Source organism: Gilliamella sp. ESL1225, from assembly GCF_058502635.1.
Map to the genome: position 1 here is coordinate 626,701 of NZ_CP196358.1, position 26,155 is coordinate 652,855.

A 26,155-nucleotide genomic window follows, 5' to 3' on the forward strand; every position below is an offset into this window, starting at 1 on the left:
AAATTATTATTAAATAAATAGGGCAAAATGAGGGATCGTAAATAAAGAAATTAAAGGGGAATAAAAGTTAAGATCTTATCATTGATAAGATCTTAATCATTCTTGGGGATCGTTAATAGCGATACAAACGCCATTCTTTTTATCAGTTTCAGACACGCAGTGGTATTGCGCATCATAGGTATGTAAATCGCAGTATTTATTATATACAGGATCCCATACCCAGATACGTTTAAATGCATTGCCTTGATTTGATGCGGCTGCCCATGAATTTGGATAGCTTGTTTGATTTGCATCGCCCCATTCACCCAGTAAAGTACCAATTTCACGTGTAAAGGTAGCCTTACCGGAACCTAATTGTTGACCATAAGGGGCATTACTTAATTCAGGTGCGGTAATCATACGATATTTACCGGGTAATGCTTGACATTGCGCTTCAATATCGGCTGCTTTTGCACTACTAGCTTTACCGGCAAGTTGTTTTTGATCAAAGCCAGAATACCACTTTGTCAAAGTAAATTTATAATAAATGTTATGGTTATTTTCTTTATTGATGCCTAAAACTGTAACGGGATAACCTGTTGGGGAACCAATGACTGCATTCCAAGCGATTTGGGTATCTTTTGCACTTGCCGTATCAAAGGCAATGGTAAGAGCAGTATTTTTAACTGTTAATGATGCTAAATTCCCATTTTGTTGTAGGCTCCAATCATATTGCGTGAGCATATCAGTATGACCAGGAATTAGATCAAATTTGGCACCATAAAATCCCGTTGTAGGAAAGTTTAATTTTGTCGAATGTAATAGCGTTAAAAATCCATTATTTTTATCCCATTGTTTAGCGGCTGACGATACCGCTGCTGTGGGTTTCAATTCTGGTTTTGCATAGCAAAGCCCCGCACTTTCAAGTACCTGGTATAATTTAGTGGGTACAGTAGGTAAATCTTTATTCGGATAAACGGTTGTACGCGGAAAACCGCTAATAGATGACAAAATTAAATTACCTGCCAGTTTTGCTTTATAGGGTCCCCATTTTTTTTGTTTCGCTAATGAACAAAAGGTATCTGTTGCTTTTGGTACGAATTCAACCAGTTGCTTGGTAGCATTGGTATAATACCAAGTTAATTTTAAATCACTTTGTAGTGATAATGATTCTTGTTCATCACCTTCTTGGTCGACATATTCATTACCAACAGGTTGCTTTATGGCAGGAATGCTAAAGCGATCTGAAAATGGGAAAGCAATCATTTCAAGTGGCATATTTTCAACTTCTTCATCACCATAATAAGCCTTATCATCTAATTTCAAGCCAAAAAACGGGATATCATCCATTTTAGATTCTATTAAAGCAGATAATTTAGGACCTGAACCCTGGATAACTCCTTGCGTTTTAGCCTCTAGATAGGCAAGGGAAGTTTTAGGAATAAAAAAAATAATAAAGGTAAGAAAACACCTTTTTTTAAGAGATAATATATTGAACATTTTTAATTCCTTTAGGTCCTTTATTTTTCTATTAACATCTCTGTAGTTAAAATAGAGTAAATCTTATAAAAGTTATTATAATTATTAATTTGGCTCAATTTAAGGATTTTATGAAACTTACTAAAATCGTTTATAACTATTAAATTAATCGTTTTTACCGATCAGATTTTGTGGAATATTTTAAGTGTTAATGATATAGATTAATTATAACAATGTAAATCTTAATCACCATAATAAGCCTTATCATCTAATTTCAAGCCAAAAAACGGGATATCATCCATTTTAGATTCTATTAAAGCAGATAATTTAGGACCTGAACCCTGGATAACTCCTTGCGTTTTAGCCTCTAGATAGGCAAGGGAAGTTTTAGGAATAAAAAAAATAATAAAGGTAAGAAAACACCTTTTTTTAAGAGATAATATATTGAACATTTTTAATTCCTTTAGGTCCTTTATTTTTCTATTAACATCTCTGTAGTTAAAATAGAGTAAATCTTATAAAAGTTATTATAATTATTAATTTGGCTCAATTTAAGGATTTTATGAAACTTACTAAAATCGTTTATAACTATTAAATTAATCGTTTTTACCGATCAGATTTTGTGGAATATTTTAAGTGTTAATGATATAGATTAATTATAACAATGTAAATCTTAGTAAGATATTAAGTATTTAAATTTATTGATTAACGATGGGATTATTAGAAAGCAAATGCAAAAAATGCAAATCAAAATAATAATATTTTGAAAAATAGCATTATTTTTTGATAGAAGGGTAACGTTGTTTATTACTTATTTTATTTTGATCATCTAACCAAGCCAGTTTCTCACGATAAATCTTTTCAGCGCCGCGTGAAGTTGGCTGATAGTACTGAGAATGAGCTAATTCTTGTGGAAAATAATTTTCTCCGGCGGCAAAAGCGTTGGGTTCATCATGTGCATAGCGATATTCAGCACCATAACCTAACTCCGCCATTAATTTAGTCGGAGCATTACGTAAATGTTCTGGTACGTCATAGTCAGGCTTATCATGCGCATCTCGCATGGCTTGTTTAAAGGCTAAGTAAACGGCATTGCTTTTGGGGGCACAAGCTAAATAAACAATCGCTTGTGCGATCGCTCTTTCACCTTCAGCCGGTCCAACTCGCGTAAAACAATCCCATGCGGCAAGGGCAACTTGCATAGCCCGAGGATCGGCATTACCCACATCTTCGGACGCAATAGCAAGTAAACGACGAGCAACATAGAGGGGATCGCCACCAGCCGAAATAATGCGAGCATACCAATAAAGTGCCGCATCTGGTGCTGAGCCTCGAATGGATTTATGCACAGCTGAAATTAAATCATAAAATCTATCGCCTTGATTATCAAACCTCGCACTACGTTCGCCAATGACTTCTTTTAATAATTCGGGAGTTAAAATTCTTGAATCGGAACTCATATCGACTAATAATTCGAGCGTATTTAATGCACGTCTTGCATCACCATTAACAAATTCGGCAATTTGTTTTTTTGTTTCATCAAGCAAAGTAATAGATTTATGACCGTAGCCACGTTCATTATCATGCATTGCTTGTTCTAAAATAGCTTCAATGTCTTGTTGATTAAGCGATTTTAAAAGATAGACACGTGCGCGAGATAATAGCGCTGAGTTTAGCTCAAAAGAGGGATTTTCGGTTGTTGCGCCGATAAATGTCACTGTACCGTCTTCAACAAAGGGTAAAAAAGCATCTTGTTGGCTTTTATTAAAACGATGCACTTCATCGACGAATAAAATAGTCCTTTTCCCCGCTTGCTGGTTGATTTTGGCACGCGTAATCGCATCACGAATATCTTTAATGCCAGAAGTTACTGCTGATAAGCGTTCAACGCTTGCGTTAGCATAATAGGCAATAATTTCAGCTAACGTCGTTTTACCGGTGCCTGGTGGCCCCCATAAGATCATTGAATGCAAATGACCCGCTTCAATGGCTTTTGCTAATGGCTTATCTTCACCTAATAATTGTGTTTGTCCAATATATTCTTTAAGCGTCCTTGGTCTCATGCGTGCAGCCAACGGTTTAAACTCTTGACTAGAAAATTCAAAAGACATATTAGACATAAAGACACCTTATTGCAAAGAGAGTGAATATTATAACGATTTCAAAGAGCCTTATAAATAGCCTTATATAGTAACGATTTATGATTTTTACTTATCAGGTTGCAAAATGGAAAGTAAATTTAGCTTTTGTTGCTTGTCATGAGGCTCAGTTTTGCTTTTATATTGATATTAAGTATACAATGGCCTTTATCAATTATCATTAGGATTAATCATGAAAAAAGGCATTTTAATTGTATTATTAATGAGTTTTTCAGTACTGGCGAGCGATAAAGATATTTTAAAACAACGATTAGATAAAATCGATGGGTTCACCGCAAATTTCACGCAAAAAGTGACAACTGTTGATAATCAACTTGTTCAACAAGGTAATGGAGAATTATCAGTCTCGCGTCCTTATTATTTTAACTGGACTTTACTTGAGCCAGATGAAACGTCGATTATTTCGAACGGTCAAAATATTTGGGTTTATACGCCGGCTGTCGAACAAGTGACAGTTATGGACCTCAAACAAGCCGTTGATAATCGTTTATTATTATTAATGACAGATAGTCATAATATAGTTTGGAATTATTATGATGTATCTCGTAACCAAAATGCATTTAATTTACAACCTAACGATGGCAGTAATCAGTCTTTTATTATTTCAGTATTACCCACAGGCATGATTGCAGATTTCACGATTATTGAAGAAGATGGACAAAAAAGTTCTTATGAACTTTCTCACCAAAAATTAGGTAAAATTGATGCCTCTAAATTTACCTTTATTCCACCCAAGGGTGTTACGATAGACGATCAACGTTAATCATATTTATTCTTAATATTTATTGCTAGCACTCTTATTTTTACCACTCATCTTTTAAAGAGCCGAATCAAATCGGCTTTTTATTCTGTATTTTTTTATTCCCATCGATTTAGATGAACTAAACCACAATTAACATTCTGAATCTCACGATTATTTAAAATATTTTTGATACCCTAAATATTATTTTGAGATAGATCACAATTATATAATAAAGCTTTTAAAGCTAATTTTTTAGCTATGCATACTCTGTTAGGTCATTAACTCTTATAAAGGATAAATTATGACTGAGCAGTTTTTTAAAAAATCTACTTATTGGTTTGCCTCAGGATACAGTTTTTTGTATTACGCAGCAGGAAGCTTTGTTTTTTCATTTTATGCCATTTGGTTAAGCGACGAAATGAAGTTAACCGCCAAACAAACAGGTATTATCTACTCTTCTAATTATTTTATTGCTTTAGCAATTATGATCGTTTATGGAATATATCAAGATAAATTGGTCTTGAAGAAAAATCTTGTTTGGTTTCAAAGCATTATTATTACTTTGGGAGCACCGTTTTTAATTTATGTTTATGAACCTTTACTAAAAGAAAATTTTTATTTTGGCGTGGTATTAGGAAGTTTATTTTTAGGATTAGGATGGGTTGCCGGTATGGGGCTGATTGATTCTTATTGTGAAAAGATCAGCCGTGCATTTAATTTTGAATTTGGACAATGTCGAACTTGGGGATGTATCGCTTACGCTATAGGCACATTTATTGCTGGCATATTGATGAGTATTAACCCTCATCTGAACTTTTGGGCTGCCTCTATTGTAGGTGTTTGTTTTATGTTACTCAATCTCACCTTTAAACCCGATGTTAATCAATCTCATCAACTTGTATTTAAACAAAAAGACAAACTTAATTTTCGTGAAATTGCCTCTGTCTTTACCATGTATAAATTTTGGATATTCGTTATTTATGTTCTTGGGACATACAGTCTTTATAATATTTATGATCAGCAGTTATTTCCTGTCTTTTTTACGCAGCAATTTGAGAATATAAAAGAAGGTTACCGTATCTATGGTATTTTAAATTCCGTTCAAGTTTTTTTAGAAGCTGGCGTTATGTTCTTTGTACCTTTTGTTGTTAACCGTATTGGTGCAAAAAATGCTTTGATTTTTGCTGCTTTTATCTCAGCGACACGTATTTTACTTACCGCCCATGTCGATAACATTGTGATTATTTCAATTATTAAACTCATGCACTGTTTCGAAATTGCCACTATTTTAGTATCGGTATTTAAATATATTGACATTAATTTTAATGCAAGATTGTCGGCAACGGTTTTCTTAATTGGTTATCAAGTTGCAGGTTCGGTCGGCGTTATTATGTTTTCGGCCTATGTAGGTGATGTTTATGACAAATCAGGTGCCACAACGACATTTAATAATTTAGGTTTGGTTGTGTTTGCCTTTATGATTTTTGCAATTTTCTTTTTAAGTAATAACAAAAAATCACAATTAAATTCATCATTAAAAGATGAAAATTTTACCATTGCACAAGAAGAGATGAATAAAAAATAAATTGTTAGCTTTGTAATTTTATTTTCTTTTATTTTGAAACATTAACGCAAATATTGTCGATATGACATATTTGATAAACATATTAAGGATTAACTATGACTATGTTAAGCGCAATAACTGAATTTCATGGCGAACAAACTCGCACGATTTCACCAGAAAACTTAACCGGCGAGAAAGGGCAATCTTGTATGAAAGCAAGTGCACTCGGTCCTTGTCGTAAAGGTCAGGGCTTTATTCGTATTCCTGCAGGTGAATCTGTTACTATTGCCGAAATTAACGGTCCTGCCGAAATAAGACATATGTGGTTCACTTTACCTGATTGTACTCATAAGGGAAGCTTTGTATTACGCGATGTTGTTATTCGTATTTATTGGGATGATGAGAAAACACCATCAGTTGAAAGTCCAATAGGTGATTTCTTTTGTAATGGTTTTGGTGCAAGATGTGATATTAATTCATTGCCAATTATTGTTAATCCAACCGGCGGTTTTAACAGTTATTTTAGAATGCCATTTAATAAAAAAGCGCGCATCGAGATCACAAATGAGCATGAGGCAGATTTAGAACATTTCTTTTTTACCATTAACTATGCATTAATGCCAAAACCTTTTGAAGGTCCACTTTATTTTCATGCGCAATGGCGTCGTCAACGTTTAACAGAATATGCAAACGATTATGTTCTTATCGATAATGTAAGCGGATACGGTTATTATGTTGGTACCTATTTAGCATTAACAGCCCTTGAGCGTTACTGGTGGGGAGAAGGTGAGTTTAAATTTTATCTTGATGATGATAGTGATTACCCAACTCAGCACTCAACAGGATCAGAAGATTATTTTGGTGGGGCATGGGCATTTCATAATCGTGATAGCCAAGGACGACCATCAGCTAAATGTTTTCAAACATTATTTATGGGGTATCCGTATCAAACAAATCGTGACCATACTCGTGATTTTTTCCAAACCGGTGATGCAAATCCAGTACATGGTTTTGGTGATGATGCTTTACCAATGCATGGTCTTTATCGTTGGCATTTGCCAGATCCAGTGGCTTTCCACAAAAATATTAAAGTTGCATTCCAACAAATTGGTAATGATGATATAAGATTATATGAACGATGTGATGATATTGCGAGTGTTGCTTATTGGTATCAAAATCCATCAATAAATAACAATCCTATATTTCCAAATAAACAACAACGTACACCGCGTTAAATAATTATTTAGTTAGAGGTAAAAAATGGCGAGTAATAAAATAAAATTAAATGATATTGCTCGCCTTGCTGGTGTATCAGCAACAACTGTAAGTCATATATTTCATAAGCGCGATAGAAAGTTTCGAATCTCTCGCGAGACAAGGCAAAAAGTGCTCACTATTGCCGAACAATTTAAAGAACAAACGCACATTCGACAATATTTATCTAGGGCCAATAATACAAATACTATTGGCGTAATTGTGCCAGATATGTCCAATCATTTTTTTTCAATGTTTTTGCATCATTTAGAGCCCTCTTTTCGAAAAAAGAATATTCAATTATTAATTACCTGTAGCCACTATAATCAAGATATTGAAATTAATGTTGCTCAAAATTTGGTTGAACGAAAAGTTGATGCGATGATTGTTGTCACGTCTTTAAATAACGATCAGTTTTATTTAGATATTAATCAATCTATTCCTGTTTTGCTTTTCGATCGTTATTTAAAAGACTCCTCTTTACCGTTTATTACTAGTGAATCTCTAAATTCCGTTGCCACACTTATTGCATCTAAACCTAGTGATATAAATGAATTTTATTTTATTGGTTGCGATGCGCATTTAACCTCTATTGCAGAAAGGTTAAAAGGTTTTAAGCAAGGATTAGTCAAAACTGGCTTAACGTTTCAATCAGATTGGTGTGTAACAGATAAATATGCGAGTAACAAAGGCTATTTCTTAATAAAACAACTGCATAAATCGTTAAAAAGGATCCCTAAAGCTATTTTTATGCCTTCAGGCAATATATTACAAGAAGTCTTAGCGTATTTAGTTGAAATCGGCGTAAGCCCGCAAGAGATATATCTTGTTTCTTATGATTATAATAAATATCTCGATTATTGTCCTTATGTAATCGATACCCTTGTACAAGATTACGCGAGTATGTCACAAGCCTGTGTAAAAACTATCAATCATCTATTGAATTTTGATCGACTAGACAATTATGGTTGTTTTATTGAGCCTTTTATTAAACTGCATAAAAATACAGCTAATAAATTAGCTGTATAATGTGATAAATCGACAATAAAATTATGTTGGGGGTGATGAAAAGTTTGCACCGTTATCTAAAATTAACGGTTTGCATTTTTCATAATGCGAGCTTTATCAACCTGCCATTCGCGAGCTTTAATGTCAGATCGCTTATCAAAATCTTTTTTACCTTTTGCCACGCCAATTTTAATTTTAGCAAAAGCATTTTTCCAATATAAAGAAAGTGCAACAACCGTATAACCTTCACGATTAATTTTGCCAAATAGTGTATTAAGTTCGCGTTTATTTAAAAGCAGTTTTCGGTTACGCATTGGCTCACAAACGACATGAGTTGAGGCGACGCTTAATGGGGTAATGGTTGCACCAAATAGCCATGCTTCACCATTTTTAAGTAAAACATAACTATCGCTAATGTTAGCTTTACCCGCTCTAAGTGATTTTACTTCCCAACCTTGTAAAGACAATCCCGCTTCTAATTCTTCTTCAATGAAATATTCATGACGGGCACGTTTATTTAAAGCAATTGTCGCCGAACCGGGCTTGAGTGATTTTTTCTTAGTCATAATGTGCGTTATTATAGAGTTACGTGATACTATATGCCACTAGTTTTAATCATTATATGACATCTTATGACACATGTTTTTCATGAAGCTATTGAACCTTATTCTGCGGAACAAATGTTTTCGTTAGTTAATGATATCAACAGCTATCCCCAATTTGTACCTGATTGTATCGCATCTGGAATCATTAGCAAACAAGAGAATATTATTAAAGCGTTCATTACGGTCGAAAAATTAGGATTTAAAAAATCATTTACAACAATTAATCATTTACATGAACCCAATTCTATTGATATGCACTTACATGATGGACCTTTTAAACACTTACAAGGTCGGTGGCAGTTTATACAATTATCAGAGACAAGTTGTAAAATTCATTTTAGTTTGGATTTTGCATTTAAAAATAAATTATTTGATGTGGCTTTTACGCCTATTTTTACCGAAATAATGACAAATATGGTTAACGCTTTTTCAAAACGAGCTAAATCTATTTATAAATAATGGATCAATTTATTAACCGTAAATAATTACGAGTTGAATGATATGATTTCAAATTACTATAATGACAACGAATATAAACGATTAATTAATCTTATTAGATAGGATTAATTACGTAAAAAATATATGATTCCTTGTTTAGTTTGATAAGAATAACAATGAGATTAAAATAATGATTACCGTTCAAGTGGTTTATGCTTTACCTCATAACGCAACGATTATAGAGTGCTTGATTGATGAACAAAGTAGTGTCCTTCAAGCGATTACAGCATCTAATATTTTAGAAGAGTGCCAAATTAACTTAAATGATCATCTCATTGGAATTTATGGTAAGCCTTGTGATGGTAACGAAGTTTTAAAAAATGGTGATCGAATCGAAATTTATCGCTCATTGATTAATGATCCTAAAGAAATTCGACGTAAAAAAGCAGCACGAAAAAAATCATCAAGTTTGGTCAAGGAATCTTAATGCACGATCTATCAATTAATAATCTCGAAGTTTTATGCAAAAGACGTAATGTAAAGCTGACTAATCAGCGTCGAAAAGTTATTGAAATTATGTTGCAAGAAAACAAAGCAATGAGTGCCTATGATCTTTTAGATTTATTAAAACTTACTGAGCCTCAAGCAAAACCACCAACAATTTATCGTGCGCTTGAGTTTTTATTAGAACAAGGGTTTATTCATAAAGTAGAATCATCAAATAGTTATATTGTTTGTCCACATTTTCATGATCCAAAACATATTTCGATTTTATTTATTTGTCATAACTGTAAACGGATTGTTGAAAAACCTTCTCATGAAATTGAAACTAATCTTAAATATCTTGCTGATGAGATCCAATTTGCTGCTAAATATAGTGTGCTAGAAATTCAAGGGCTTTGTAAACAATGTCAATCATGATTATTTTACTTTGGATTTTAAATATTTTGTGTGATACGGTTGGTCAAATAGCGTTTAAATTTGCTGCAATGAGTTCAAAAAAACACACAGGCATTGATTACTGGCGAACATTATTCTTAAATCATTGGTTATGGCTAGGTTTAGTTGTTTATGCTGCTGGATTTATTTTATGGATAGCATTTTTAAGTTATTTGCCATTTGCACAATGCATTTTGTTAGGTTCATTTAATATGATATCAGTGATGATTGCCGGTCGCATTTTATTTAACGAATACATTACGCCATTTCGATTTTTTGGTATCGTTTTTATTATGATAGGTGTTGTTATTGTTGGATTTGGTGTTGGGAAATGAGACTTTTTTACTTAATCGGATTTATTTTATTACTTATTTTTGATACTGCAGGACAACTCGGATTTAAGCTGACCGCACTTGCTGCAGCGCCTTATACGATGAGTTTTGCATGGATTTATCGTATCTTTGAGCATCCTTGGTTTTTATTAGTTTTTGTCAGTTATACGGGCTCATTTTTTACTTGGATGTTTTTACTACAAAAGGCGCCAATTGGTCCAGCTTTTGCAGCGTCTCACTTACAAGTTGTTACGGTCATGATAGCGTCTTATTTTATCTTTCACGATAAAATTTCAAGCTTACATATTATTGGTGCGACATTTATTGTTATTGGGATTATTTTTTTAGCGCTTGCTGAAGGTAAAATACATAACAAAAATAAAACGCCATGATAATCTTAGTTGATAATAACCTGGCGTTAGCGTGCTAAATTTACGATTAGATCTTATTTTTTGGGAATTAAAAGATTGAAAAACAAGATAAAGATTTTTACTTTTAAATTTCTTTATCTAAGTTTTTTAGCATTTCGATAATAGGACGATTAGCATCTGGGAAATCATCTGCATTAAGATCAGCTTGAGCTATCCAACGGCTAGGTTGTCCTTCTTTTGCAAAAGGAACACCATCCCATCCTTCAACTAAGTAAGCATGAATCGTAATATCTCTATCACCATAGCTATAATGAACCGTTTTTAAAAAACGTGATTCATGAATATGGATATCGATTTCTTCGGCGATTTCGCGTAGCAAAGTTTGATAAGGTGTTTCGCCTTTTTCAATTTTACCGCCAGGAAATTCCCAAAAACCCGCTAGATGCGAATCTTCTCCACGTTGAGTAATAAAAATCTGTCCATTTTGTGAACGAATAATGCCAACAGCAATTTCATTGTGTTTTTTCATGATTTTGATAATTCTCAATTTGATTAAGTTGATTTTTAAAATGACTAACTAATACCAAATAAAATTAACAGATTTTAATGATAAGTTTGGTTCAAACCCTCATTAAAATCTTGTTAAAGATTACCATCAATAAAAAATTATTATTAATAAAAAAAGATTATTATTAACCCGTTATTATTAATGCATATTCATTATCAATGAATTGCGCCATGACATTGTTTATATTTTTTGCCTGAGCCGCAAGGACATGGATCGTTACGACCAACTTTTGCATGGGCTCTTACTATCGGTTGAGAAGAGGGTGCTGATTGTGCATTACCCTCTTGCTCTGCTGATAAAGACTCATGGAATGTTTGCTGTTTAGCTGCCAATTTTTCTATTTCTAATTGGCGTTTGCGTTCGGCTTCTTCTACTTCTTCTTGTGAGCGGATTTTTACACGACTTAATATGCTAATCACCTCATGTTTTAATGCTTCTAGCATATTAGCAAACATATTAAACGATTCACGTTTGTATTCTTGTTTCGGATCTTTTTGTGCATAACTGCGTAAATGGATCCCTTGGCGTAAATAATCCATTGAAGATAGATGCTCTTTCCATAATGAATCTAATGTTTGTAACATAACATTTTTTTCAAAATTGCGGAATGCATCAGCACCGACTTCGTTTTCTTTCTCTTGGTAGCTTTGTTCAGCAATATTTAAGATGCGTTCACGTAACGATTCTTCTTCTAATGTTTTTTCATCATCTAACCATTGTGATATCGGTAAATCTAAACCAAATTCATTTTTAAGAACTTCTTCTAAACCTAAAACATCCCACATTTCTTCGATAGATTGTGGAGGAATATATTTACTAATCACGTCAGTAAACACATCTTGACGAATAGAATCAATGGTTTCTTTAATATCGGCTTCATCTAATAAAGCATTACGTTGACTATAAATGGCTTTACGTTGTTGATTAGCGACATCATCGAATTCAAGTAATTGTTTACGAATATCAAAATTACGACTTTCAACTTTCTTTTGAGCAAAGGCAATCGTTTTACTGACCATGACATTTTCAATCGCTTCATTAGGTTTCATATTACGGCGCATTAAATTATGTAAGCGATTGCCACCAAAAAGGCGCATTAATGGATCTTCTAGCGATAAGTAAAAACGAGATACACCTGCATCCCCTTGACGCCCAGCACGACCTCGTAACTGATTATCAATACGTCTTGATTCATGGCGTTCTGTACCTAAAATATAAAGTCCGCCTAGCTCAATAACTTCATCGTGTTCTTTTTGCCATGCTTGTTTGATTTTTTCGATTTCTTCTGGTGTTGGATTTTCAAGTTGAGCCACTTTACTTTGCCAGCTACCGCCAAGCATAATATCAGTACCCCGACCTGCCATATTAGTTGCAATAGTCACAGCGCCTTTACTACCTGCATTGGCAATAATTTCGGCTTCTTGAGCATGAAATTTTGCATTTAGTACATTGTGTTTAATACCTGCTTTTTTAAAAGCATTTGAAATAACTTCTGATTTTTCAATAGAGCCAGTCCCAACTAAAACAGGTTGCCCACGTTTAGTGCATTCGATAACATCAGCAACAATTGCCGTAATTTTATCTTTCTCGTTAGCATAAACAACATCAGGGAAATCTTTTCGAATCATGGCGCGATTGGTTGGTATAACAATCGTATCTAAATGATAAATTTGATTAAATTCAAACGCTTCGGTATCGGCTGTTCCCGTCATCCCCGCTAATTTTTCGTAAAGTCGAAAATAATTTTGGAAAGTGATAGAGGCTAAAGTTTGGTTTTCGTTTTGAATCTTAACATGTTCTTTAGCCTCGACGGATTGATGTAGACCATCAGACCAGCGACGACCATCCATTGTACGCCCCGTATGTTCATCAACAATAATGACTTCATTATTTTTGACAATATAATCCACATCGCGATGATAGAGGTGATGAGCTCTTAAGGCTGAGGTAACATGATGCATTAACAAAATATTACTTGGTGCATAAAGTGATTCATCATTTTTCATAATGCCTTGCTTAATGAGTAACTCTTCAACTTTAACCAAGCCGCGTTCTGTTAGATTCACTTGACGTGATTTTTCATCGATTGAAAAATCACCTTCACCTTGGAATTGATCAGAATCTTCTTTTTCTTGAATAAGTAAACTTGGAATAATTTTATCAATTTTTATGTAAAGTTCAGAGCTGTCTTCTGCTTGACCTGAAATGATTAATGGCGTTCTTGCTTCGTCGATTAAAATGGAGTCTACCTCATCGACTAAAGCATAATATAATTCTCTTTGTACGCGAGACGATTTGTTATAGACCATATTGTCACGTAAATAATCGAATCCATATTCGTTATTTGTTCCGTAAGTGATATCTGCTGCATAGGCTTCGCGTTTAGCTTCCGGTGACATACCGGCTAAATTAATACCAATACTTAGACCTAAAAATTCAAATAATGGGCGGTTATTTTCTGCATCGCGTTGCGCTAAATAATCATTAACGGTAACTACATGGACGCCACGTCCTGTTAGGGCATTTAAATAAGCCGGCAAAGTTGCGGTCAATGTTTTACCTTCACCTGTGCGCATTTCAGCAATATTACGTTCATTAAGCACCATGCCGCCGATTAATTGGACATCAAAATGGCGCATACCAAATACACGTTTACTGGCTTCACGCACAACTGCAAAGGCTTCCTCTAAAATATCGTCTAATTTTTTACCATTTGCTATTTGTGCTTTAAATTCTGCAGTTTTAGCTTTTAACTGTTCATCAGTTAATGCTTCCATTGCCGGTTCGAGAGCATTAATTCTCGCAACGCGTTTATTCATTAGTTTTAAAATACGTTCGTTTCGGCTTCCAAAGACTTTTGTTAATAAATTCAATAACATATTTATTCTCTTATTTTTAAGTAGGTCGATTTATTCAATGCATAATTAGCATTGCTAATAAAATAATAGATGTATAAAAATCACACGAAAAAATTATATAAAAGCCAAGGGACCTGCGCGGATTTCATTGCCATTATTAACAGGTAAACCTTTAAAGGATATAACAGCTGTATAATCAGGAATAATATATAAATGGCGTGTTTGTTTATATTGCCATTCTGATTGGATATGATAAGAAAGATGAAAAGTGGATGAGGTCTTTTGAACCACAATTGTTGATGCAACAATGTTTTCAGAAAATATCGTTAAATCACGGGATAAATTATTAGGTAAACTATTTTGCTGTGAAAAACTAAATGCGGCAGTAATTACACCTAACAAGAGATGTGATAATGCTTTTTTGAGTAATCGTTGCTTGCTAAGCAATTGCCAATAATAAATCCTTTTCATAATCGCTGTATGTTAGCATTTTTTATTAAAAAGTTAAGTAAATATTTATTAGAGATAAGGTTACTTATAATAAAGTAACCTTAGTTGGCGTAGTAAAGAATAAATGATAATGAAAGAGATTATAAAAATGTGAATAACTTATCTTTGTCTAAACGAGATTTTGGTCTTTTCGCATTAGAATCATTAGCATCCCTATAACCAAGGGTTGCAACGACAACACTTTTTAATCCTTTTTCTTTTAGACCTAAAATTTCATCCATTTTAGCATCATCAAAACCTTCAATTGCTGTTGAATCAATCCCCATACCTGCCGCCGCAAAAAGTAAATTGCCTAACGCGATATATAATTGTTTACATTCCCATTCAAATTGGGCTTCAGGCGTTTTACTTTTAACACCAACAAAATAACGTAGTGCTTGATCTTGTGCTGTTTTATCTTTTTCAGTTGCAAAACGACCATCTTTATCTTCTTTATCAATTAATTCTTGTAAGTATTTTTCTGTAAGGGGTGTTTTAGCGCAAAAAATAATGGTATGAGATGAATCGGCAACTCGTGCATGATTAAAATCTAAAATAGCAGGCATTATTTTTTCACGCCCTTGATCACTCCCAACTACAACAAAATACCAAGGTTGTGTATTCACTGATGACGGGCTGTTTTGCAAAATTGTACAAAGTTGTTCAATTTGATCGGCAGGGATTTTTTTAGTTTTATCATAATGTTTTGTCGTATAACGCTTGGCTGAAATGTCGACCATGTTCATTTTTCTCTCCTTAATCAATCATTAAAAAAACACGTATTTTTTAATTATAAAATGAATCATGAACAAAACAACTCATTTTTAAGAATACTTATGTATTTATAATTGTAATCATTTTGTTATTAATTTTAAAAAAATCATCCTGTTGATAAATATAACTAATTGAATATTAATGTGAAAATAATTATTTTTTGGGTCGAAGATTCACTTTAATAAAGTGAAAGCAATCGTATTACGATTAATTGCAAGACAGTTTATTTTAGGTGGGTATATAAAATAATCATTGACAGTTTAAATTGTATTTGATAAAAATAACACCAATCTACGTTGATATAAATTTTACAATTTTATTGAGAATACTATGTTTAAATCTTCATTTTCACTCCTCGGTAAGCTCCTCCTCGCATTGTTTTGCGCGGATGTCTTGTATGTGGAGTAAAGTGATTTAGTATTAACTCAGCCCAACGAATTAACAAGAACCCGCGCTAATGTGCGGGTTTTTTGTTTTATAACAAAAAAAATCGCGATGGCGCCAACAATAATTGAAAGGATAAGTAATGAATAATCAAATTATTATTTTTGATACGACTTTACGTGATGGTGAGCAAGCATTACAAGCAAGTTTGAGTGTTAAAGAAAAGTTACAAATTGCCCTTGCCCTAGAACGTTTACGTGTAGATATTATGGAAGTCGGTTTTCCTGTATCATCACCGGGCGATTTTGAATCGGTGCAAACGATAGCAAGAACGATTAAAAATAGTCGAGTATGTGCATTATCGCGCTGTGTTGACAAAGACATTGATGCAGCATATGAAGCCCTTAAAGTTGCCGATCAATTTCGTATCCATACTTTTATGGCGACATCAACATTACATATCAGTGAAAAATTCCACTTAACCTTTGATGATGTTTTAGCGCGAGCTGTCCATTCCGTCAAACGTGCACGTAATTATACTGACGATGTTGAGTTTTCATGTGAGGATGCAGGTCGAACACCAATTGATAATTTATGTCGAATTGTTGAAGCGGCGATTGATGCTGGTGCAAAAACAATTAATATTCCTGACACAGTAGGGTACACCTTACCTTATGAATTTGGGGGGATTATTAAAAATTTATTTGAACGTGTGCCGAATATTGATAAAGCTGTGATTTCAGTGCATTGTCATGATGATTTAGGCATGGGGGTTGCTAATTCTATCTCAGCGATTCAACAAGGTGCACGTCAAATTGAGGGTGCAATGAATGGATTGGGTGAGCGAGCAGGTAATACTTCGCTTGAAGAAGTCATTATGGCGATTAAAGTTCGTCATAATTTATTAAATTTTCATACTAATATTAACCATCAAGAAATCTACCGTACCAGCCAAATTGTAAGTCAAATAACCAATATGCCGATTTATGCTAATAAAGCGATTGTTGGTAGTAATGCGTTTTCCCATTCTTCTGGTATTCATCAAGATGGTATTTTAAAGAACCGCGAAACTTATGAAATCATGACGCCTGAATCTATTGGTTTGAATCAAGTCCAATTAAATTTAACGTCTCGTTCGGGACGGGCAGCAGTTAAACATCGTTTAGAAGAATTAGGATATCAAGAAAAAGATTATAATTTAGAACAAATTTATCAGGCATTTTTAGCATTAGCCGATAAAAAAGGACAGGTTTTTGATTATGATTTAGAAGCACTGATTTTTATTAATCAAATTCATGATGAACATGATCATTACGCATTATCGGATTTTAATATTCAGTCTGGAGCTGCAATTACGTCTACCGCTTCAGTCACCTTACAAATTGGTGATAAATCTTATTCGGATGCGGCGACCGGTAATGGTCCTGTTGATGCCATCTATCAAGCTATCCATCGTATTACAGGCGAACCTATTTCGATTGTTAAATATCAATTAGCATCAAAAGGGCAAGGCGAGAATGCCTTAGGGCAAGTTGATATTGTTGCTGAATATAAAAACCGTAATTTTCATGGTGTTGGGCTTGCAACGGATATTGTGCACGCTTCTGCATTAGCATTAATTAATGTTTTAAATAATGTTTATCGAGCTAATCAAGTTGCAAATGAAAAACAGAAATTACATATGGGAGCATAATTGCTCCTGCTGTTGATCGCATAAATCGATTTGAGAAAAGAGTAAATAAATCAAAAGTCATAATGAATAAAAGTCATATAGGGCGAGGTTGAACAACTTGCTTAACGGTGATTGATTAAATTTTATACTCATTATGTTAATCTAAATTATAATTGAATATTAAGGAACTATTATGTCACAAACTTACCATATTGCAGTTCTTCCTGGTGATGGAATTGGTCCAGAAGTTATGAAACAAGCATATAAAGTTCTTGATGTTATTCGTCAAAAATATCAAATGACCATAACAACGAGCGAATATGAAGTCGGTGGTGCTGCTATTGATGTGCATGGTTGCCCTTTACCGAGTGAAACATTAGCTGGCTGTGAAAAAGCGGATGCTATTTTATTTGGATCGGTTGGTGGTCCTAAATGGACTCATTTACCTCCTGATCAGCAACCTGAACGAGGTGCATTATTACCATTGCGTAAACATTTTAAATTGTTTGCTAATTTACGACCTGCTCATTTATATCAAGGTTTAGAAGAACTTTGTCCGTTAAGATCTGATATTGCAGCTCGTGGATTTGATATTTTATGTATGCGTGAACTAACTGGTGGCATCTATTTTGGACAACCAAAAGGTCGAGAAGGTCAAGGTGTCGATGAGCGTGCTTTTGATACTGAAGTTTATTACCGTTTTGAAATTGAACGGATTGCAAAAATGGCATTTGAAGCTGCCCGCTTGCGCCGTAAAAAAGTGACATCTATTGATAAAGCGAATGTATTACAAACTTCTATTTTATGGCGTGAAGTAGTCAATGAAGTTGCACAAGATTACCCTGATATCAGTTTAGAACATATGTATATAGACAATGCGACGATGCAACTCATTAAGGATCCTGCGCAATTTGACGTCATTTTATGTTCGAATTTGTTTGGCGATATCTTATCAGATGAATGTGCCATGATAACCGGATCGATGGGCATGTTACCCTCTGCAAGTCTTAATGAACAAGGGTTTGGTTTATATGAACCTGCAGGCGGAAGTGCACCTGATATCGCCGGTAAAAATATTGCTAATCCAGCTGCGCAAATTTTATCATTAGCTTTACTAATGCGTTATAGTTTTAACCGTGATGACATCGCCAATGCGATCGAAAAAGCGGTAAATCAAGCTTTAGAGTTGGGTTATCGAACTAGTGATCTGTCCCATAAAGACAGTGCGATTTCGACCGATGAGATGGGCGATGTGATTAGTAAATTATTAAATGAATAAAATCCTTACTAATTGATTTTTTTATTTATCTTATTTTTAGCATAACGAAAGAAAAGGGATAGGCAATGTCAAAAACGTTATATCAAAAATTATATGATGCACATATTGTGCATGAAGCAGAAAATGAAACCCCTATTTTGTATATTGATCGCCATCTAGTGCATGAGGTTACCTCTCCTCAAGCGTTTGACGGCTTGCGAGCAATGGGACGAACTGTTCGTCAACCAACTAAAACATTTGCCACAATGGATCATAATACCTCAACCAAAAGTAACGAATTAAGTGCTTGTAGTGAAATGGCACGCATTCAACTTACTGAATTACAAAAGAATGCGAAAGAATTCGGCATTAGATTGTACGATATTGATAGCCCTTTACGGGGTATAGTTCATGTGATTGGACCTGAGCAAGGTATGACTCTTCCCGGACAAACTATTGTATGCGGTGATTCTCATACTGCTACACATGGTGCTTTTGGTTCTTTGGCATTTGGGATTGGGACCTCTGAAGTTGAGCATGTATTAGCCACGCAAACATTAAAACAAGCTCGCGCTAAAACCATGAAAATTGAAGTTATTGGTAAAGTAGCGTCAAATATCACCGCCAAAGATATTATCTTAGCTATTATTGGTAAAACAACCAGCAGCGGCGGTACTGGTTATATTATAGAATTTTGTGGTCAGGCGATTACTGATTTGTCGATGGAAGGGCGCATGACAGTGTGTAATATGGCAATTGAACTGGGTGCTAAAGCAGGTATTATTGCCCCAGATGAGACAACCTTTGCTTATTTAAAAGGACGCCAGTTTGCGCCACAAGGCGATGATTTTGACAAGGCTGTTGAATACTGGAAAACTTTAAAAACAGATCCTGATGCGGTGTTTGATAAAATCATTACTATTGAAGGAAAAGATATTGCCCCACAAGTCACATGGGGAACCAATCCTGGTCAAGTTGCTGCGATTGATGGCGTTGTACCAAATCCTGATGATGTTATCGATCCGATTGAAAAAAACTCAATGACTCGCGCATTAACTTATATGGGATTACAAGCGGGAACTAAAATTAGTGACATAAATATCAATAAAGTCTTTATTGGCTCTTGCACAAATTCACGTATCGAAGATTTAAGAGCAGCAGCTGCAATTGCAAAAGGACGTAAAGTGGCTAAAGGAGTACAGGCTTTAGTTGTACCAGGATCGGGAGTCGTTAAAGCTCAAGCAGAAGCTGAGGGGTTAGATAAAATCTTTATTGAGGCTGGTTTTGAATGGCGTTTGCCTGGTTGTTCAATGTGCCTTGCTATGAATGATGATAAGTTATTGCCTGGAGATAGATGTGCATCTACCAGTAATCGAAATTTCGAGGGAAGGCAAGGACGTGATGCAAGAACACATTTAGTGAGTCCTGCAATGGCAGCTGCCGCCGCTATCACAGGTTATTTTACAGATATTCGTCAACCATTTTAAGGAGCTTAGATTATGGCTAAATTTATTCAACACACAGGTCTTGTCGTTCCTTTAGATGCGGCGAATGTCGACACTGATGCAATCATTCCTAAACAATTTTTACAAAAAGTGACGCGCGTCGGTTTTGGACAACATGTATTTCATGAATGGCGTTTTTTAGATGATGAAGGATTAAAACCGAACCCTAATTTTATTTTAAATCATCCAAGATACAAAGGTGCAAGCATTTTAGTTACGCGCGAAAATTTTGGTTGTGGCTCATCGCGTGAACATGCTCCTTGGGCGCTTGCAGATTATGGTTTTAAGGCAATTATCGGTTCAAGCTTTGCCGATATTTTTTATAATAATTCTTTTAACAATCAACTTTTACTCGTGTCTTTACCAGAACGTGATATTGATGAACTGTTCACGTTGATAACAGCCAATGATGGTATTGAGTTTACTATAGATTTGCAAAATGAAATTGTTAAAGCGGGTGATAAAACCTATCCGTTTAAAATTGATTCTTTTAAACGCCATTGTTTATTAAATGGATTAGATAATATTGGATTAACACTGCAACATGAAGATGCTATTAATCATTATGAGCAAAAGTTAGCCCATTACTTAGCTTAATTTAAAGCTTTTTTAGAACTAACGAAGATCATTGCCAATCAATGATAAATAAAAAATGCAGTTATTGATTTTTAATCGAGTAATCAGGAATAAATATTAAAATAAGATCATTTAAAAACGAGTTAATAAAAATAAATGATTTAAAAAGAGTAAGTGAAAATACCATTATTTGCTACCCAATTTATTTTTCTTAGATTAGAATTAATAACTGCTTTACTAATAACTTACGTTAAACTAACGTTGTGGAATGTCTTTATGAACCTGCATGAATACCAATCTAAGTCTCTTTTTAAGCAATATCAAATACCTGTTCCTGAAGGTTATGTATGTAATTCTATTGATGAAATTCAAGAAACACTATCCTTTTTAACGCAACAAGATCCTAACGGTAAATGGGTGGCAAAATGTCAAGTGCATGCTGGTGGGCGAGGCAAAGCAGGTGGTGTTATTGTTAGCAACGATCCTAAACAAATTAAACAATTTGCAGAAAAATGGTTAGGACAAACTATTGTCACTTATCAAACTAATTCAAAAGGACAGCCCGTTAATTGTATTTTAATTGAAAAAGCATTTCCGATTGAAAAAGAATTATATTTAGGTGCGGTTGTCGATCGTCAGGCAAAACGCGTTGTAATAATGGTATCAACTGAAGGTGGTGTTGATATCGAAAAGGTCGCCGAACAAACACCGGAATTAATTCATAAAGTTTTTATTGATCCACTCACGGGTGCTAGTGCATACCAAGGCCGTAGCCTTGCCTTTAAATTAGGTTTATCAGGTAAACAAATCAATCAATTTAGTCAATTATTTATCCAATTTACACGTTTATTTTTGGAGAATGATTTTTCACTTGCCGAAATCAATCCCCTTGTCATTACACAAGATAAAGATCTAGTTTGTTTAGATGCCAAAATTGTTATTGATGATAATGCCCTTTTTAGGCATCCAAAGTTATCTGCTTTACGAGATAGTAGTCAAGAAGATGAACGTGAATCTATTGCCGCCAAACAAGGTATTAGCTATGTTTCATTAGACGGTAATATTGGTTGTATGGTTAATGGTGCCGGGCTTGCGATGGCAACGATGGATATCATTAAACTTTACGGTGGTCAGCCGGCAAACTTTTTAGATGTTGGCGGTGGAACAACAAAAGAACGAGTCACTGAAGCCTTCAAATTAATATTATCAGATCCCAATGTGAAAGCTATATTGGTCAATATCTTTGGCGGCATTGTACGTTGTGATTTGATTGCCGAAGGTATTATTGCTGCAATTAAAGAAATCAGTCTTACAGTACCAGTTGTCGTTCGTTTAGAAGGTAATAATGCTGATCTGGCTAGACACATTTTAGCAGAGAGCGAATTAAATATTATAAGCGCTAACAGTTTAACTGATGCTGCCGAAAAAATTGCTTCTGTCATTGATAACCGATAAATAGAGAAAGTTACTATGTCAATTTTAATTAATAAAGACACCAAAGTTATTTGCCAAGGATTCACAGGTAGCCAAGGTACATTTCATTCAGAGCAAGCACTTGCGTATGGTACTCAATTAGTTGGGGGTGTGACACCAGGTAAAGGCGGCACAATCCATTTAGGCCTTCCTGTCTTTAATACGGTAAAAGAAGCGGTTGATATAACAGGCGCAACAGCATCTGTGATTTATGTTCCAGCGGCATTTGGTAAAGATTCTATTTTAGAAGCTATTGATGCGGGTATAAAACTTATCGTCTGTATTACAGAAGGTATACCTACATTAGATATGTTAATAGTTAACGAAAAATTAAAAAATAGTGATACTATTTTGATAGGTCCAAATTGCCCGGGAGTCATTGTTCCTGATGAATGTAAAATTGGTATTATGCCAGGTCATATCCATTTAGCGGGTAAAATCGGTATTGTTTCACGTTCAGGAACTTTAACTTACGAAGCGGTTAAACAAACGACGGATGCAGGACTAGGTCAATCAGTTTGTGTCGGTATCGGTGGTGATCCTATACCAGGATCTGATTTTATTCGTATTTTAGCAATGCTAGAACAAGATCCGAAAACAGAAGCCATTGTAATGATAGGTGAAATTGGAGGAACAGCAGAAGAAGAAGCTGCTGATTTTATTAAAAAACATGTAACAAAACCAGTGATAGGTTATATAGCAGGTGTTACTGCACCTTCAGGGAAAAGAATGGGTCATGCAGGGGCAATTATTTCAGGCAAAAAAGGAACTGTTGCTGAAAAAACAAAAGCCTTGCAAGATGCAGGTGTTACGGTTGTGAGTAACCTTGCTGATATAGGCGATACCTTAAAAAAACTATTTTATTAATAGAATATAAATAAGAGGAATTTTATACTTTTTTAAGTAAGTTATTTTTTATTATTTTATTAAAGTGTACAATATAATATTTAATGATTTTATAAACTTGTGAGCTTATGTTTTAGGGAGCAAATATGTTAGATATAGTAGAGCTATCGAGACTCCAGTTTGCACTTACAGCCATGTACCATTTCATTTTTGTACCATTAACGCTTGGACTTGCGTTTTTATTAGCAATTATGGAAACCGTATATGTTGTTAGCGGAAAACAAATTTGGAAAGATATGACAAAATTCTGGGGCAAATTGTTTGCAATAAACTTTGCAGTCGGTGTTGCAACTGGATTAACCATGGAATTCCAATTTGGTACTAACTGGTCATATTACTCGCATTATGTGGGCGATATTTTCGGGGCACCTTTGGCTATTGAAGGTTTAATGGCGTTTTTCTTAGAATCAACCATGATTGGGCTTTTCTTCTTTGGTTGGGATAGATTAAGTAAAGGTAAACACCTTATTGTTACATGGTGTGTGGCTTTTGGTTCAAATCTTTCTGCGCTTTGGATTTTAGTCGCAAATGGTTGGATGCAGTTCCCTATCGGTTCCGAATTTAACCCTATCAATTCCCGCATGGAAATGGCAAGCTTTTATGATTTAATTACCAATTCTGTTGCACAATATAAATTTTTCCATACTGTTTCGGCGGGTTATTTAACCGGTGCTATTTTTGTGCTTAGTATCAGTTCTTATTACCTTCTACGTAAACGTGATGTTGGTTTTGCTAAACGATCATTTGGTGTCGCTGCAACATTTGGCTTTTTAGTTACTATTAGTCTTATTTTAATGGGTGATGAAGCTGGCCATGAAATGACAACTGTGCAACCAACGAAACTTGCCGCGATTGAGGCTGAATGGGATACGATGCCAGCACCAGCGGCGTTTAACTTAATTGCTTTTCCATCGCAAAAAGATAAAGAAAATTATTTTGCGATCGAAATTCCTTATGCAATGGGCCTTATTACTACACGCTCATTTGATACACAAGTTATAGGTCTTAAAGATATCTTAAAAGATAATGAAACAAAAATTCGTAAAGGTATTATTGCTTACGATAATCTTGAGAAAATGAAAAAGGGCGATACCAGCCCAGCAACAGTACAGGCATTTGAAGATAACCAAAAAGATCTTGGTTATGGCTATCTTGTTAAACGTTTCACCGATCGTGATAACTTAACCATCCAACAAGCTACTGAATCACATATTAAACAAGCGACTGAAGATTCGATCCCAGCAGTTGCGCCTTTATTCTGGGCATTTAGAATCATGGTTGGACTTGGCTTCATTATGTTTATAGCGACTGCTATAGCTTTATGGACAACGATTAAAAACAAAATTGTAGGTCGTCGTTGGTTGCAAATTGTGCTATTGCTATGCCTACCATTCCCATGGATTGCATGCGAATGTGGTTGGTTTGTTGCAGAATACGGTCGTCAACCTTGGGCAATTCAAGATATTTTACCGACAAGTGTTGCAAACTCCTCTTTAACTCCAGGTCAAGTATTGTTTACCATGATCTTGATGTGTGGACTTTATACCTTGTTCTTAATCGCTGAAATGTTCTTAATGTTTAAATTTACACGTATTGGTCCAAGTTCTTTAGGTACTGGTAAATATCATTATGAAAAATCACAAACGTTACCAGCCAAATAAGAGAAGGAGTATACATAATGATTGATTATGAAATTTTGCGTGTTATCTGGTGGGTGCTGATTAGTGTTATATTAATTGGTTTTGTGGTCACTGATGGTTTTGATATGGGTGTGGGTATTTTATTACCATTTATTGGTAAAACGGATATTGAACGCCGTATTATGATTAACTCTATTGCCCCACATTGGGATGGTAACCAAGTATGGTTAATTACTGCCGGTGCGGGTCTTTTTGCTGCATGGCCAATTGCATACGCTACGGCTTTTTCAGGCTTTTATATTGCGATGATTCTTGTTCTTTGTGCTTTATTTTTTAGGCCAATAGGATTTGATTATCGTAGTAAACTTGAAAATTCTAAATGGCGTGGTTTATGGGATGCCGGTATTTTTGCCGGAAGTTTTGTTCCTGCACTCGTATTTGGTGTTGCGTTTGGTAACCTATTAGAAGGTGTTCCATTCCATTTTGATATTTCTTTACGTGTTTTTTATACCGGAAGTTTCTTTGGTTTATTAAATCCATTCGCCTTATTAGCTGGTGTTGTTAGCTTGATGTTAATTGTTGCCCATGGTGGTACTTGGTTACAGATGAAAACAACAGGTGATCTTTACTTACGCGCTCGTAAAGCGACACAAATAGCTAGCTTGATTCTTGCAATCGCTTTTGTTCTTGCTGGAATTTGGGTTGCGTTTGGTATTCCTGGATATCAAGTAACGAGTACTATTGATTATAGTGCTGCATCTAATCCGCTCGCTAAAACAGTATCGAATTCTGCATCTTGGTTTACTAATTATAATAATTATCCAATTTTATGGTTAGTCCCAGCATTAGGAGTTATTTTACCGTTATTAAATATCTTCCTTTGTGCTGCTAACAAAAATGCATTAAGTTTTGTTGTTTCATCATTAACTGTTGCTTGTGTATTATTTACATTTGCTATTGCTACTTTCCCGTTCATTATGCCATCAAGCATTATGCCTGATATGAGTTTGACCATTTGGGATGCATCATCAAGCCATTTAACATTAAATATAATGTTCTGGATTGTTGTTATCTTCTTACCATGCGTTCTTTTATATACTATTTGGGGTTATATAAAAATGTTTGGACGTCTTGATAAGAATCATATCGAAAACAACGAACATTCACTTTATTAAGGAAGGA

The 26,155-nt window shown here is 34.7% G+C and carries 25 protein-coding genes; 17 read left to right on the forward strand and 8 right to left on the reverse strand.

From position 1 onward, the window contains the following. Positions 1-96: 96 nt before the first annotated feature. The 3 genes from ACSYSW_RS02760 to ACSYSW_RS02770 form a co-directional block, all read right to left on the reverse strand. On the reverse strand, positions 97-1,479 hold the full coding sequence (locus ACSYSW_RS02760; RefSeq protein ID WP_491704811.1) for a hypothetical protein: 1,383 nt from the start codon (positions 1,477-1,479) through the stop codon (positions 97-99). 221 nt (positions 1,480-1,700) lie between these two features. Next, positions 1,701-1,910 carry a hypothetical protein gene (locus ACSYSW_RS02765; RefSeq protein WP_491704810.1) on the reverse strand — a complete coding sequence of 70 codons (210 nt, stop codon included), beginning with the start codon at positions 1,908-1,910 and terminating at the stop codon, positions 1,701-1,703. 324 nt (positions 1,911-2,234) lie between these two features. After that, positions 2,235-3,578, reverse strand: coding sequence for a replication-associated recombination protein A (locus tag ACSYSW_RS02770; protein WP_491704809.1), 1,344 nt, complete (start codon positions 3,576-3,578; stop codon positions 2,235-2,237). 211 nt (positions 3,579-3,789) lie between these two features. Between ACSYSW_RS02770 and lolA the strand changes: the two genes are divergently transcribed. The 4 genes from lolA to ACSYSW_RS02790 all read left to right on the forward strand — a co-directional run bounded on the left by lolA (position 3,790) and on the right by ACSYSW_RS02790 (position 8,206). Further along, positions 3,790-4,380: an outer membrane lipoprotein periplasmic chaperone LolA gene (gene lolA / locus ACSYSW_RS02775; protein ID WP_491704808.1), complete on the forward strand. Its 591-nt coding sequence runs from the start codon at positions 3,790-3,792 to the stop codon at positions 4,378-4,380. Positions 4,381-4,660: 280 nt separating this feature from the next. Next, the gene (locus tag ACSYSW_RS02780) at positions 4,661-5,944 is read left to right on the forward strand and encodes an oligosaccharide MFS transporter (RefSeq protein ID WP_491706286.1); all 1,284 of its coding nucleotides are present in this window, start codon (positions 4,661-4,663) and stop codon (positions 5,942-5,944) included. Between the two features lie 95 nt (positions 5,945-6,039). Further along, positions 6,040-7,158 carry a glycoside hydrolase family 172 protein gene (locus ACSYSW_RS02785; protein ID WP_491704806.1) on the forward strand — a complete coding sequence of 373 codons (1,119 nt, stop codon included), beginning with the start codon at positions 6,040-6,042 and terminating at the stop codon, positions 7,156-7,158. A gap of 25 nt (positions 7,159-7,183) precedes the next feature. Next, positions 7,184-8,206, forward strand: coding sequence for a substrate-binding domain-containing protein (locus ACSYSW_RS02790; RefSeq protein ID WP_491704805.1), 1,023 nt, complete (start codon positions 7,184-7,186; stop codon positions 8,204-8,206). Between the two features lie 62 nt (positions 8,207-8,268). Here the strand turns inward: ACSYSW_RS02790 and smpB are convergent, their stop codons facing one another. Continuing rightward, positions 8,269-8,751, reverse strand: a complete 483-nt coding sequence (gene smpB, locus ACSYSW_RS02795) for an SsrA-binding protein SmpB (RefSeq protein WP_491704804.1) — start codon at positions 8,749-8,751, stop codon at positions 8,269-8,271. 66 nt (positions 8,752-8,817) lie between these two features. Between smpB and ACSYSW_RS02800 the strand changes: the two genes are divergently transcribed. The 5 genes from ACSYSW_RS02800 to ACSYSW_RS02820 all read left to right on the forward strand — a co-directional run bounded on the left by ACSYSW_RS02800 (position 8,818) and on the right by ACSYSW_RS02820 (position 10,891). After that, positions 8,818-9,249 carry a type II toxin-antitoxin system RatA family toxin gene (locus ACSYSW_RS02800; RefSeq protein ID WP_491704803.1) on the forward strand — a complete coding sequence of 144 codons (432 nt, stop codon included), beginning with the start codon at positions 8,818-8,820 and terminating at the stop codon, positions 9,247-9,249. 169 nt (positions 9,250-9,418) lie between these two features. Beyond that, positions 9,419-9,715 (forward strand): RnfH family protein, encoded by a 297-nt coding sequence (locus ACSYSW_RS02805; protein WP_491704802.1) that lies wholly within the window; start codon positions 9,419-9,421, stop codon positions 9,713-9,715. After that, positions 9,715-10,149 (forward strand): zinc uptake transcriptional repressor Zur, encoded by a 435-nt coding sequence (gene zur / locus ACSYSW_RS02810; protein ID WP_491704801.1) that lies wholly within the window; start codon positions 9,715-9,717, stop codon positions 10,147-10,149. The genes ACSYSW_RS02805 and zur overlap by 1 nt, the downstream gene beginning before the upstream one ends. After that, positions 10,137-10,502, forward strand: coding sequence for a DMT family transporter (locus ACSYSW_RS02815; RefSeq protein WP_491704800.1), 366 nt, complete (start codon positions 10,137-10,139; stop codon positions 10,500-10,502). The genes zur and ACSYSW_RS02815 overlap by 13 nt, the downstream gene beginning before the upstream one ends. Beyond that, positions 10,499-10,891 (forward strand): DMT family transporter, encoded by a 393-nt coding sequence (locus ACSYSW_RS02820; protein ID WP_491704799.1) that lies wholly within the window; start codon positions 10,499-10,501, stop codon positions 10,889-10,891. Before ACSYSW_RS02815 ends, ACSYSW_RS02820 begins: the two co-directional genes overlap by 4 nt. A 103-nt stretch (positions 10,892-10,994) precedes the next feature. Here ACSYSW_RS02820 and mutT read toward each other — a convergent pair whose 3' ends face one another. From mutT to nfsB, 4 genes are all read right to left on the reverse strand, one after another. Further along, on the reverse strand, positions 10,995-11,399 hold the full coding sequence (gene mutT / locus ACSYSW_RS02825; RefSeq protein ID WP_491704798.1) for an 8-oxo-dGTP diphosphatase MutT: 405 nt from the start codon (positions 11,397-11,399) through the stop codon (positions 10,995-10,997). A gap of 194 nt (positions 11,400-11,593) precedes the next feature. Next, a complete protein-coding gene (secA, locus tag ACSYSW_RS02830) occupies positions 11,594-14,317 on the reverse strand; it encodes a preprotein translocase subunit SecA (protein ID WP_491704797.1) in 2,724 nt (907 codons plus the stop codon). A 93-nt stretch (positions 14,318-14,410) separates the two neighbouring features. Further along, complete coding sequence (locus ACSYSW_RS02835; protein WP_491704796.1) at positions 14,411-14,767, reverse strand: hypothetical protein; 357 nt, start codon at positions 14,765-14,767, stop codon at positions 14,411-14,413. Between the two features lie 119 nt (positions 14,768-14,886). Then, positions 14,887-15,531 (reverse strand): oxygen-insensitive NAD(P)H nitroreductase, encoded by a 645-nt coding sequence (nfsB, locus tag ACSYSW_RS02840; RefSeq protein WP_491704795.1) that lies wholly within the window; start codon positions 15,529-15,531, stop codon positions 14,887-14,889. Positions 15,532-16,085: 554 nt separating this feature from the next. Here nfsB and leuA point away from each other — a divergent pair. The 8 genes from leuA (at position 16,086) to cydB (ending at position 26,148) form a co-directional block, all read left to right on the forward strand. Continuing rightward, positions 16,086-17,636: a 2-isopropylmalate synthase gene (gene leuA, locus ACSYSW_RS02845; RefSeq protein WP_491704794.1), complete on the forward strand. Its 1,551-nt coding sequence runs from the start codon at positions 16,086-16,088 to the stop codon at positions 17,634-17,636. A 172-nt stretch (positions 17,637-17,808) separates the two neighbouring features. Continuing rightward, positions 17,809-18,894 carry a 3-isopropylmalate dehydrogenase gene (gene leuB, locus ACSYSW_RS02850; protein WP_491704793.1) on the forward strand — a complete coding sequence of 362 codons (1,086 nt, stop codon included), beginning with the start codon at positions 17,809-17,811 and terminating at the stop codon, positions 18,892-18,894. Positions 18,895-18,959: 65 nt separating this feature from the next. Beyond that, positions 18,960-20,360: a 3-isopropylmalate dehydratase large subunit gene (gene leuC, locus ACSYSW_RS02855; RefSeq protein WP_491704792.1), complete on the forward strand. Its 1,401-nt coding sequence runs from the start codon at positions 18,960-18,962 to the stop codon at positions 20,358-20,360. Between the two features lie 12 nt (positions 20,361-20,372). Further along, positions 20,373-20,975 carry a 3-isopropylmalate dehydratase small subunit gene (gene leuD, locus ACSYSW_RS02860; protein ID WP_491704791.1) on the forward strand — a complete coding sequence of 201 codons (603 nt, stop codon included), beginning with the start codon at positions 20,373-20,375 and terminating at the stop codon, positions 20,973-20,975. A gap of 255 nt (positions 20,976-21,230) precedes the next feature. After that, positions 21,231-22,409: an ADP-forming succinate--CoA ligase subunit beta gene (gene sucC, locus ACSYSW_RS02865; protein ID WP_491704790.1), complete on the forward strand. Its 1,179-nt coding sequence runs from the start codon at positions 21,231-21,233 to the stop codon at positions 22,407-22,409. Between the two features lie 15 nt (positions 22,410-22,424). Further along, positions 22,425-23,294, forward strand: a complete 870-nt coding sequence (sucD, locus tag ACSYSW_RS02870) for a succinate--CoA ligase subunit alpha (RefSeq protein ID WP_491704789.1) — start codon at positions 22,425-22,427, stop codon at positions 23,292-23,294. Positions 23,295-23,419: 125 nt separating this feature from the next. Continuing rightward, on the forward strand, positions 23,420-24,994 hold the full coding sequence (locus ACSYSW_RS02875; protein ID WP_491704788.1) for a cytochrome ubiquinol oxidase subunit I: 1,575 nt from the start codon (positions 23,420-23,422) through the stop codon (positions 24,992-24,994). A gap of 17 nt (positions 24,995-25,011) precedes the next feature. Further along, a complete protein-coding gene (gene cydB, locus ACSYSW_RS02880; RefSeq protein ID WP_491704787.1) occupies positions 25,012-26,148 on the forward strand; it encodes a cytochrome d ubiquinol oxidase subunit II in 1,137 nt (378 codons plus the stop codon). The last annotated feature ends 7 nt before the right edge of the window (positions 26,149-26,155 follow it).